This window comes from Alloscardovia macacae (assembly GCF_002259705.1).
GTDB classification, from domain to species: Bacteria; Actinomycetota; Actinomycetes; order Actinomycetales; family Bifidobacteriaceae; genus Alloscardovia; species Alloscardovia macacae.
This window is the reverse complement of record NZ_MWWT01000005.1, coordinates 455502-466884: the sequence shown is the minus strand read 5'-3', so window position 1 is coordinate 466884 and position 11383 is coordinate 455502. Positions and strand designations below refer to the sequence as shown.

At 56.2% G+C, this 11383-nt stretch carries 12 protein-coding genes; all 12 read left to right on the top strand.

Annotated features, from left to right (window positions below; all coding sequences use genetic code 11):
* Positions 1-72 precede the first annotated feature (72 nt).
* The 12 genes from ALMA_RS04740 to purH all read left to right on the top strand — a co-directional run bounded on the left by ALMA_RS04740 (position 73) and on the right by purH (position 11351).
* Positions 73-729, top strand: coding sequence for an HIT family protein (locus ALMA_RS04740; protein ID WP_338023182.1), 657 nt, complete (start codon positions 73-75; stop codon positions 727-729).
* A 5-nt stretch (positions 730-734) separates the two neighbouring features.
* Positions 735-1376, top strand: a complete 642-nt coding sequence (pgsA, locus tag ALMA_RS04735) for a phosphatidylinositol phosphate synthase (RefSeq protein ID WP_094726568.1) — start codon at positions 735-737, stop codon at positions 1374-1376.
* Positions 1377-1445: 69 nt separating this feature from the next.
* Positions 1446-2201, top strand: a complete 756-nt coding sequence (locus ALMA_RS04730) for a YebC/PmpR family DNA-binding transcriptional regulator (protein ID WP_086114592.1) — start codon at positions 1446-1448, stop codon at positions 2199-2201.
* 39 nt (positions 2202-2240) lie between these two features.
* The gene (ruvC, locus tag ALMA_RS04725) at positions 2241-2822 is read left to right on the top strand and encodes a crossover junction endodeoxyribonuclease RuvC (RefSeq protein WP_094726567.1); all 582 of its coding nucleotides are present in this window, start codon (positions 2241-2243) and stop codon (positions 2820-2822) included.
* A gap of 174 nt (positions 2823-2996) precedes the next feature.
* On the top strand, positions 2997-3665 hold the full coding sequence (gene ruvA / locus ALMA_RS04720; RefSeq protein ID WP_094726566.1) for a Holliday junction branch migration protein RuvA: 669 nt from the start codon (positions 2997-2999) through the stop codon (positions 3663-3665).
* Positions 3665-4726, top strand: coding sequence for a Holliday junction branch migration DNA helicase RuvB (ruvB, locus tag ALMA_RS04715; protein WP_094726565.1), 1062 nt, complete (start codon positions 3665-3667; stop codon positions 4724-4726). The genes ruvA and ruvB overlap by 1 nt, the downstream gene beginning before the upstream one ends.
* 42 nt (positions 4727-4768) lie before the next feature.
* On the top strand, positions 4769-5161 hold the full coding sequence (yajC, locus tag ALMA_RS04710; RefSeq protein WP_086105810.1) for a preprotein translocase subunit YajC: 393 nt from the start codon (positions 4769-4771) through the stop codon (positions 5159-5161).
* 81 nt (positions 5162-5242) lie between these two features.
* Positions 5243-5821: an adenine phosphoribosyltransferase gene (locus ALMA_RS04705; RefSeq protein WP_094726656.1), complete on the top strand. Its 579-nt coding sequence runs from the start codon at positions 5243-5245 to the stop codon at positions 5819-5821.
* Positions 5822-5900: 79 nt separating this feature from the next.
* Positions 5901-7115: an ADP-forming succinate--CoA ligase subunit beta gene (gene sucC, locus ALMA_RS04700; RefSeq protein WP_094726564.1), complete on the top strand. Its 1215-nt coding sequence runs from the start codon at positions 5901-5903 to the stop codon at positions 7113-7115.
* Positions 7116-7216: 101 nt separating this feature from the next.
* On the top strand, positions 7217-8137 hold the full coding sequence (gene sucD, locus ALMA_RS04695) for a succinate--CoA ligase subunit alpha (RefSeq protein ID WP_094726563.1): 921 nt from the start codon (positions 7217-7219) through the stop codon (positions 8135-8137).
* Positions 8138-8140: 3 nt separating this feature from the next.
* On the top strand, positions 8141-9763 hold the full coding sequence (locus ALMA_RS04690; RefSeq protein ID WP_094726562.1) for a cell division protein PerM: 1623 nt from the start codon (positions 8141-8143) through the stop codon (positions 9761-9763).
* On the top strand, positions 9753-11351 hold the full coding sequence (gene purH, locus ALMA_RS04685; RefSeq protein WP_094726561.1) for a bifunctional phosphoribosylaminoimidazolecarboxamide formyltransferase/IMP cyclohydrolase: 1599 nt from the start codon (positions 9753-9755) through the stop codon (positions 11349-11351). The genes ALMA_RS04690 and purH overlap by 11 nt, the downstream gene beginning before the upstream one ends.
* Positions 11352-11383 lie beyond the last annotated feature (32 nt).

Genomic DNA, 11383 nt, shown 5'->3' with positions numbered 1-11383 from the left:
GCCGCGCGTGGCTTGAGGTCAATTCTTCCTCAGCTTCGCGCGGTCTTTGTCATCGAGGAAAAGGGGAGTGTTTTGTCCTATTCTGAGAAATCTTCTGCTGCAGACGCACAGGTGCGTGTGGATGATCCGCGCGAATTTCCGGCGCAGGAAGACCACTATGAGCGCTTGTGGACGCCGCAGCGCATGAGCTATGTGCTGCGCGATAAAAGTGCGGAGAGTGCTGAAAGTACTGCGGACTCGCAGAGCGCCGAGACAAAGGAGAAGGGGTGCCCGTTCTGTGCAGCACTGACGAAAAGCGATGAAGATGGACTCATCGTGTGGCGCGGTCGCGATGTGTTCATCATCATGAACCTTTATCCTTATAACTCGGGTCATGTGATGGTCTGCCCGAAAGAGCATGTGGCCATGCTCACCGATGTCACGCGCGACCAGGTACTGCTCGAGTTTGAGAAAGCCACACAGATGGCCATGCAGGTCATGACGAACGTGTCTCACCCGGATGGTTTTAACCTCGGCATTAATCAAGGCGAGGCTGGGGGAGCAGGCGTGGCTACGCATCTCCACCAGCATCTGGTCCCGCGCTGGAATGGCGACTCGAACTTCATGCCCATCGTGGCGCAGACCCGCACCATGCCTATCCTGCTGGAAAACCAGCGTGCAGCCTATGCGGCAGAAGCGGCACGGATATGTGGCGAGTTCGGCTTAGTCGCTGAGGAGCGAGGAGAGTAGCAGCCATGCTCGAAAAGATTCGTGGCCCCTTTAAGCGCTCTCTGGACCCACTGGCACGCCTTCTCGTGCGCTGTGGGGTGAGCGCGAATGTGATTACCTTCGCAGGCGCTGTGCTCACGAGCGTGGTGGCTCTGGCTACGGGCGTGACAGGGTGGCTTTTCGCAGGAGTGCTGGTCATGACTGCGCTCGTTCTGTGTGATGCCCTCGATGGGTCTGTCGCAGCACTGACGACGGGGCCCACAGTCTTCGGCGGGTTCCTCGACTCAACCATGGACCGGGTGGCAGACTGGGCCATTCTGACAGGAGTGGGGCTGTTCTATCTACTCCACACGGATATGAGTTCGGTGGTTAACCAGGTGGGGCTGGCAGCTGCGGCTGTGGCCATGATGACGTCCTTCGTCACTCCGTATGCTCGGGCTCGAGCTGAAGCTGCGGGCTTTGAGGCGAAAAATGGCATCGCATCACGCTCCGACCGCATCCTCATCACCTTCGTGGGGATGGGGATTACGGGACTGGGGCTTCCCGTCGTCACACTTAGCGGATTTATGGTGCTGCTGGCCATCTTAGGGCTCATCACCGTGTATCAGCGTATGCGTACGGTGTATGTGCAGTCGGTAGAGGAAGAATTGACCTCAGACAAAGCGTAAAAGCGCGGTCTGTCTGCTGCACCGCATAAAATATCACAAGGTTTATTAGTACAAGTAACGAGGAGAGTCATGTCAGGACATTCCAAGTGGGCTACCACCAAGCATAAGAAGGCAGCTATCGATGCTAAGCGTGGTAAGCTCTTCGCTAAGCTCGTGAAGAACATCGAAATCGCGGCACGAAACGGCGGCGGAGATCCAGACGGAAACCCAGCACTGTACGATGCTATTACCAAGGCAAAGAAGAACTCGCTTCCAGCCGATAACATCACCCGTGCAGTCAAGCGTGGTTCCGGCGAAGAAGCAGGCGGCGCGAACTATGAAGAGATCACGTATGAAGGCTACGCACCAGGCGGAATCGGCCTGATCATTAACTGCCTGACGGATAACCGTAACCGTGCAGCTGCAGACGTGCGCTCCACTCTCTCGAAGAACGGCGGATCTCTGGCAGAAAACGGTTCTGTGTCCTTTAACTTCGAACGCAAGGGTCAGATCGTGGTTCCAGCTGATGGCGTAGACTTCGACGCACTCTTCGAAACTGCTGCAGAAGCAGGCGCAGAAGATGTGACCGAAGATGGAGACGTCTTCACTGTCACCACCCAGCCAAGCGACGTGGTAGCAGTCCGTAAGGCTATCCAGGACGCAGGCTTCGACTATGATTCTGCAGAATCCACTCTGCTTCCTCTGAACGAGGTCGAGCTGGACTATGATTCCGCAGTAAAGGTGAACCGTCTCATCGACGCTCTCGACGAGCTCGACGACGTACAGGATATCTTCGCAAACTGGACCGCCTCGGATGAGGTTATGGCTCAGCTGGACGAAGAGTAGTTCGAGTACACACGAAAGTATAGGCGCACTGAAAAACCTATGATTATCTTAGGCGTAGACCCCGGGCTCACTCGCTGCGGAGTCGGTGTGATAGAAGCCGGCCATTCGCGCCGGCTTTCTTTTATGCATGTGGATGTAATCCGCACGAAGCCGAATACTCCGCAGGATGCACGACTCCTGACCATTTTTAATGGGCTGAGCGCGAAACTCGATGAGTTTGCACCCGATGTCGTGTCCATCGAACGCGTGTTCGCTCAGGAGAACAGGAATACTGTGCTCGGGACGGCGCAGGCCGCAGGACTGGCCATGGTCACTGCCGCGCAGCGGGGGATACCAGTGGCCCTGCACACACCGACCGAAGCGAAACTGGCTGTGACGGGAAATGGCTCAGCGGGCAAGGCACAGGTTCAGACCATGGTCACGAAGATTCTCGGGCTGAATGCCATCGTGAATCCACCAGATGCTGCCGACGCCCTCGGTCTGGCTATCTGCCATGCCCTGCGTCCGGCTGGGGCCATCGAGGGCGGAGAACGTGAGCAGCACCTCACCTCGGCGCAGAAACAGTGGGCTGACGCGCAGAGGCGGGTGCGCCCTGGACGCGGGCTGCGGCGCGATATGTAGCGTGTGTGCATGGGGGGGCACGGCGCGAGGCTACGCGGTGGGCAGCACCTGCGTCGTGGTGTGCAGTGTCCGGTTCACCATGTAAGCTGAAATCACATCTTCGAACATATGTTCGAAATGCATGGTGTGCATTATTCGCGAAGAGTTTTCGCGAGATGAGCTCAGGAGGCTGAGATGATAGCGAGTCTGCATGGAGAGGTACTCTCCGTAACTGCCAGTCAGGCAGTGATAGAAGTGGCTGGCGTGGGCTATAGCGTGCGCATGTCTGGAAAAGACCTCGCATCGCTTCATGCTGGACAGGATGTACGCGTACTCACCACCATGTCTGTCTCGCAGGATGCCATCACCCTTTTCGGTTTCCTGCACCATGCCAGCCAGGAGCTTTTCGCTCAGCTTCAGAAAACCAGTGGCATAGGCCCGAAAGTGGCCATGGCCATCCTGTCCACGCTCAGTCCTCAGGAGCTTCTTCAGGCTATACGGGAGAATAATGTAACTACGCTCACGCGTGCTCCAGGACTCGGGAAAAAAGGCGCACAGAAGATTATCGTGGAGCTCAGTGGCTCAGTGAATCTGGATGCGCTTATCTCTGAAGAGGGCGAAAGTGACGAGAGTGCTGCTCTGGGAGCTTCACGCGCGAAGACTGCAGAGGATGACTTCGCAGACTCTGGCACTCACCAAGTCCTCCAGGGACTCATGTCGCTCGGCTGGCAGCAGCGCGATGCCGTCGACGCCATTACACTCGCACTTGAAGACCTCGGGCTGGATGCAGATACGCCACTGGATTCTGCTCAGGTTCCTGTGGTGCTGCGCCACGCACTGACTCGACTGGATAGGGGACGCTAATGCCAGATACACTTCAGGCCCAGGGTTTTAATGACGCTCAGGAAGAGTCGCTACGTATCATCTCCGCCGAGCCACAGAATAACGAACAGATCAGCGACGAAGAGCTTCGCCCGGACACACTGGATACTTTCATCGGTCAGCCTCAGCTGAAGGCTCAGATGAAGCTCTTCCTCGATGCTGCCCAGCTCAGGGGAGTAGCACCTGACCATATCTTGCTCGCAGGCCCTCCAGGACTCGGGAAGACCACATTATCCATGATCGTGGCACATGAGCTGGGGGTTCCTATCCGCGTGACCTCAGGGCCAGCCATCCAGCACGCGGGAGACCTCGCATCCATCGTGTCCTCGCTCGAAGAGGGGGAAGTTCTCTTCATCGATGAGATCCACCGTCTTCCTCGCGCAGCAGAAGAGCTTCTCTACATAGCTATGGAGGACTTCCGCGTCGATGTCATGGTGGGTAAGGGGCCTGGCGCTTCATCTATTCCGCTGACGCTACCGCGCTTTACTGTGATAGGCGCTACCACACGTGAGGGCATGCTTCCGTCTCCTTTGCGTGCGCGCTTCGGCTTTACAGCACACCTGGATTACTATCCGACCAGTGAGCTCGAAAAGCTTATCCTGCGCTCGGCGGATGTCCTCGGTATTCACGTAGACACAGAAGCAGCCTATGAACTCTCGTTGCGTTCCCGTGGTACACCTCGTGTAGCGAACAGACTTCTGCGTCGTGTACGAGACTGGGCCATAGTCCACGGACTTACTGAAGTGAATGCAGATGCAGTCCGCGATGCGCTCGAGCTCTACCAGATAGATTCCGAGGGCTTGGACCGACTCGACATCGCAGTGCTGAATGCCATCTGCCGTCAGTTTAACGGGGGACCAGTGGGCCTGAATAACCTCGCTGCTATGGTGGGTGAAGAATCAGAAACTGTAGAAACAGTCTGTGAGCCTTACCTCGTCCGCGAAGGATTCCTGGCACGTACACCGCGCGGTCGTATAGCTACAGGTAAAGCGTGGTCACATCTCGGCTTGACGCCTCCTAATGATGTCACCTCACTGTTTTAGACTTTAACAGTATTTCCATTTTATTATGTGAGGAGTTTCCCTATGGGTACACCATTCATGATCGTTATCCTCATCGCTATGGTCGGCTTTATGTGGTGGAGCACTCGTCAGCAGAAGAAGCAGCAGGAAAAGGTGAACGACTTCCGCCAGAGCCTCCAGCCTGGTATGGAAGTGGCCACTCATTCTGGCCTTCTCGCTACCGTAGAGTCCGTGGACCTCGACCGTGATATCGTCATCCTGAATTCTGAAGGTAGCCTGTCGAAGTGGCGCATCCAGGCCATTACCGAACCACCAGTCATCCCTGCATACGTCAGTGATGATGAGGTAGATGAGAACGGTAATCCGCTCGAGCAGAAGGACGTCGAGTCTGAGGTTCCAGCTGCAGCTGATGCTGAAGCGACCGAAGCTCCTGAATCTCAGGAAGAGACTAAGTAAGTCAGTCATTTACCCGTCTGTGTATGTGCCGTGCTCTGTGCAGGGCACATACACAGCACCACACGCGAGGTTCTCCTTTTTATGACCACCGATATATCCCTGGCTCGCCATGATATCCTCTCCGTCGAAGACGAGCAGTATCTGTGCTCCCTGATTCGCACCATCCCGGACTTCCCGGCGAAGGGAATACTTTTCCGCGATTTCATCCCAGTCTTCGCAGATGCTCGCGGCATGGATCTTCTTCTTGAAGCATTCGTACGCGCACTTCCCGTGAAGCCTGAGGAATTCGACTACATCGCTGGTCTCGAAGCGCGAGGTTTTCTTCTCGGTACTGCGCTAGCACGTCAGCTCGGAAAAGGATTCATAGCGGTACGTAAGGCTGGTAAGCTTCCACCGAAGACCGTGTCTCAGAGCTACGAGCTCGAGTATGGTACAGCTACTGTGGAGATAGAAAAGAATCTCGTTCCCGAAGGCTCGCGCATACTCATCGTCGATGATCTCATCGCCACCGGTGGTACTGCATGGGCAGCTATGAAGCTCTTTGAAGAAGTAGGCTGCACTGTGGCGGGTTTCAGCTTCGTTATGGAGCTCGATGGTCTGCATGGTCTTGATCAGCTCAGCCACTATCCTACGTCCTCACTCATGGTGATGCCAGCATAAGACACCCTCAGAACGCCAGTATCATTCGTATCAGCTCTTCCTTCCATAAGAAGAACGATGTCGCACAGAAAGGCCTTTCATGGATCTCTACGAATATCAAGCACGCGAACTGCTTGCAGAAAATAACGTCCCTATCCCAGAAGGCATCTTTGCGGCTACGGCAGATGAAGCTGTAGAGGCTGCAGACCGCATAGGATATCCTTGTGTTCTCAAAGCTCAGGTGCGCATCGGACACCGCGGTCAGGCCGGTGGCGTGAAGATAGTCCATGATGCAGAAGAGGCGCGGTACATGTCCGAGCACATTCTCGGCATGACCATCCACAGCCATAAGGTTCGTGGCCTTCTCGTCGTGGAAGCTGCATCCATCCTCCACGAGTACTACGTGTCTATCTCCGTCGACCGCTCCTCGCGGGACTATGATGTCCTCGCCACAGCTGCGGGCGGTACTGAGGTCGAAGAGATAGCACGCGAGCATCCAGAATTCGTCAAGCGCCTGCACATAGGGCCGCTGGATAACTTTGATTTTTCTGCTGCGCGAAAGATGGCGCAGAACATAGGATTCCATCACGCAGATAACGACCAGGCTGCTCGGATTCTCCTCGACATGTGGCATGTCTTCCAGAACACAGATGCTACTCTCGTGGAGATAAACCCACTTGCGAAGGTGGGGAACCCGGATGATGAGTCCACGAAGCATCTCGTAGCACTGGATGCAAAGATATCTCTCGATTCGAATGCTGCATTCCGCCATGATAACTGGTCGCGTTTTGATACGCATTTCGAGCAGGATCAGCTCGAATCTCGCGCTCAAGAACATGGCCTCCATTATGTCCATCTCGACGGTCAGGTAGGTGTCATCGGTAACGGTGCAGGACTGGTCATGAGTTCCATCGATGCTGTGGCAGATGCAGGCTCGCTCTACGACACGCCATTGAAGCCTGCGAACTTCCTCGACATCGGCGGAGGCGCGTCCGCAGAGCTTATGGCAGAAAGTCTCAGTGTGGTTATGTCTGACCCACAGGTGGAATCTGTCTTCGTGAACGTATACGGAGGCATTACCTCCTGCCGCCTCGTCGCAGAAGGCATCCTCGAAGCCGTCCACTCCTTAGAATCCGCGAACGAATCCGTCAAGGACATCGTTATCCGCTTCGACGGGTATGAAGCAGAAGAAGGTCTGGCACTCATTTCCCGCGCAGGACATCCACGCATCCATGTGGCTCGCACTATGCAGGAGACTGCAGATAAGGCTGTGGCCATAGCAGCAGAAAATCTCCACATAAAGCACAAAGCATAAAGCATAGGGCGCGACGCACACGCGCGCACAAGCACACGCGCACGCTGCGCACCACAAAAACGCTGACCCAGACACAGACTTAAGCAAGAGGCAGGCATATTATGAGTTTCATCCGACCAAACGCTCCCGTTATAGTCCAGGGCATGACTGGACATCAGGGGATGACCCACACAGCGCGCATGCTGAAAGCTGGCACGAACATCGTCGCTGGCGTAAATCCACGTAAGGGTGGACAGTCTCTTAGCTTTGAAGACCGCGAGGGACAGCGCGATGTGGCCATCTATGCTACGTGTGAAGAAGCACGCACAGCCACGGGAGCAGAAGCATCCGTTATCTTCGTGCCTCCACGTTTCGCGAAAGCAGCCATGGTCGAGGCCATCGAAGCTGAGATTCCCCTCATCGTCGTTATCACAGAAGGCATCCCTGTAGCAGATACCGCATACTGCGTGGCACTGGCTCAGAAGCACGGCGTGCGTATCGTGGGGCCGAACTGCCCAGGTCTGGCCACCTACACGTCCGACGAGGATATGGCCTCTGGCTCCTTCGGTGTAAACCTCGGCATTATCCCAGACACCATAGTGAAGCATGGCCCGCTTGGCCTCGTCTCGAAGTCTGGCACTCTGACCTACCAGATGATGTCTGAATTAGCCGATTACGGATTCGGCGCAGCCATCGGCGTCGGGGGAGACCCTATCGTGGGGACGACCCAGCAGGAAGCCCTCGAGATTTTGAATGAAGATCCAGACATTAAAGCATGTGTTCTCATCGGGGAGATAGGTGGATCCGCCGAGCAGGAGCTTGCACTGTGGGCTAAGGATCACATGACGAAGCCTCTGGTCGCGTACATAGCAGGGTATAGCGCTCCAGAAGGCAAGCAGATGGGTCACGCCGGCGCCATCGTCTCTGGAGGAAGTGGCACTGCTCAGGGTAAGAAAGAAGCTCTCGAATCGTGCGGTATTAAGGTGGGCCGTAACCCGAGCGAGACTGCACAGTTCATGCGTGAGATTATGGAGAACCTCTAAATTATGGCAGAAGGACGCACCGTTTCGTCGACCATCGACTCGAGCTCACAGTCGGCTTCTCACTCTGATTTACGCGAGCGCTTCAGCTCTGAAAAGCGTTCGCGCACGAGTGAGAACTCCACCGCGAGTGAGAACTCCACCGCGAGTTCTCAGAGCTCTGGCATGTCCGGCAGAAGCGCGCGTTCTGTGTCTAGCACCTCGTCTAGTACTTCGTCTAGCACCTCGTCTACCACATCGTCCAGCACACCATCCCAGCACTCCGCCACAGACTCTGGGGAGTACGCCGGCTCGCACTTCCCCCAGCTCAAGCCGAGCCGAGCTATCTGGCGCGGAGTCCTGACGAGTGTCATCGCATTCGGACTGTTCGCCCTCGCCATCTTCCTGTTCGTCTCCCTCTTCCTGCTCATCGCATCCATGGAAGCCGGCACTGATCTCGGGAATGTCACCTCCTCATTCACCGGAGGACTCATCATCCTGTCTCAAGGTCTCGCCATTCATACGACCGAGCTGAAACTCTCCATCATTCCACTCGGCCTGACGTGGCTGAGCATGTCACTTCTGCGCGCTACATTCCAGCGCCGCAGGAACACTCTCCTCGGAGATTTCGCGTCTGTCCTCACCTGGACAGCGCTCACAGCCGGCACGGCATACTTCACCAGAGACATACTTGCTGCCCAGATGTGGCAGGTGGCAGCATATCCCGCACTTATCGCAGCACTCAGCTGGATATGGTCGTGCGCTAGCGACCAGACGTCGCCAGTCTATGCATTCCTCGAACACCGCGTCCTAAAGCGCTATGCGTCAGCCACTCTGCGTACGAATCTCGCTCGCGGGCTGCGCCTTGCTCGCCGTATCCTCATCACGTACCTGCTGCTCGCCTTCGCCACACTTCTGGTCTGGATTATCCTCGGCTGGTCGTCCATGGCGAATGTCTTTACCCTCACACATATGGGCATCGGTTCGCGCATCACCACCACCGTCCTGAGCATCGGCTGGCTCCCGAACTTCCTCATCTGGGCTCTGGCCTGGCTGTTCGGCGCCACCATCAGCATCGGCACGCTCGGAACGTTTAGCCTGTGGCTGGACCAGTCCACGGCTCTTCCTCCGATTCCTGTCCTCGGCATACTTCCGCAGTCCATTCCGTCTGACGGCACGCGTACAGCTCTACTCTTCACCCCGGTCCTGCTCGTCACGCTCCTCGGCATCTGGACGCTCGTAGCACGTCGCGAGTATAAACTTCTCAAGCTGAGGCCCACGCTGCGCGACTTGCTCGACTATCTGTATCCGCTCGGCGCATTCATCGTCAGCATTCTCGTGACCATAACGACGAGTTTCGCGCTCATCCGCGTATCGTCTGGCTCACTGGGAGAGAAGAACCTCGCTTTCCTCGGCATCGACGTTTCGGAAAGTCTAGCCACGTTCGGCAGGCCTATTCAGTGGGGTCTGATGACCGCGTGGCTACTCGTCATCGTTATCGTTCTCGTCCAGCTCGGCGTCATCTACGGTCGCGCTTACCTCGCTTCTCGCTCTGAGGATGTCAATTCTTCCGCTTCTTCCCCTCATCACGAGGCCACGGATTTCCCCCATAACCCGACCCACACCACGGAGGATACCCATGAACACTAGTAGTACCGCGCGCCCAGTGCGTCGCGTTCTCGTCTCCGTCTTCCATAAGGAAGGCCTCGAGACTCTCGCCCAGGCATTCGTCGAATCGGGCACCGAAGTCGTCTCCACAGGATCGACTGCCGCATTCCTGAAGAATTTGGGCGTGAATGTCACTCCTGCGGAAGATGTCACAGGCTTCCCAGAATGTCTAGAAGGCCGTGTGAAGACACTTCATCCTCATATTCATGCGGGCATCCTCGCAGACATGACGAACCCAGATCATGCCGCCCAGCTCGACAAGCTCGAGATTAAGCCTTTTGACGCCGTCGTAGTGAACCTGTATCCCTTCGCAGATACTGTCCGCTCCGGGGCGAGTGAAGCAGACATCATCGAAAAGATAGACATCGGCGGACCATCTATGGTCCGTGGGGCTGCGAAGAATGCTGCCACTGTGGCCGTCATCACCGACCCGCAGGATTACGCACTCCTGGCTGAGCGTATCACGAATGGCTCTGGCTTCACCCTTCCAGAACGCCGCTACCTTGCAGCAAAGGCTTTCGCACATACGAGTGCCTATGATGCCACTATCATCGAATGGGCATCGAAGCACTGGACGAAGCCGGAAACCCTCGATAAGGCTGGCGAGATCACCACGTATACGCGCACATGGGATAAGGAATCCGTTCTGCGCTACGGCGAGAACTCGCACCAGAGCGCGAGCCTGTATGTGGATCCTCTAACCGCCGCTGACTTCGCTCATGCTGAGCAGCTCGGCGGAAAAGCCATGAGCTATAATAACTACGTCGATGCAGATGCCGCATGGCGCAGTGTCTGGGACTTCCCAGAAGACATCGCTGTGGCAGTGGTCAAGCATAATAATCCATGCGGCCTCGCCATAGGCGAAACCGTGGCTGAAGCGCACAGGAAGGCACACGCCTGCGATCCGATGAGTGCCTACGGCGGTGTCATCGCAGCGAATACCACCGTCACTCTCGAGATGGCCCAGAATGTGAAGCCTATCTTCACCGAAGTCATCGTGGCTCCAGACTTCGAGCCAGACGCGCTTGAGCTCCTCCAGACGAAGAAGAACCTGCGCATTCTGAAGGTGCCAGCTCGTCCAGCCGCACACGCCCAGATTCGCCAGATAGATGGAGGACTACTCGTTCAGGATATGGATGTCTTCCAGTCTGAGGGGGATAATCCAGAGAATTGGACTCTCGTGGCTGGCGAAGCCGCAGACGACACGACCTTGAAAGATCTCGCCTTCGCGTGGCGCGCTGTGCGTTCTGTGAAGTCGAATGCTATCCTCATCGCACATGATGGCGCTACCGTGGGCATCGGCATGGGGCAGGTGAATCGTGTGGATTCCTCGCATCTGGCAGTAGACCGCGCGAATACGCTCGCTGATGGCCAGAATCGTACCCAGGGTGCTGTGGCAGCCTCGGATGCGTTCTTCCCGTTTGCTGATGGCATGAAGATTCTCACCGATGCTGGCGTGAAGGCCATCGTTCATCCGGGCGGTTCCATCCGCGATGAGGAGGTCTTCGCCGCTGCTGAGGAAGCGGGCATTACCATGTATGTGACGGGTACACGTCACTTCTTCCACTAAACCGTAGAGACGAGAGACGACGCGAGAAAGGA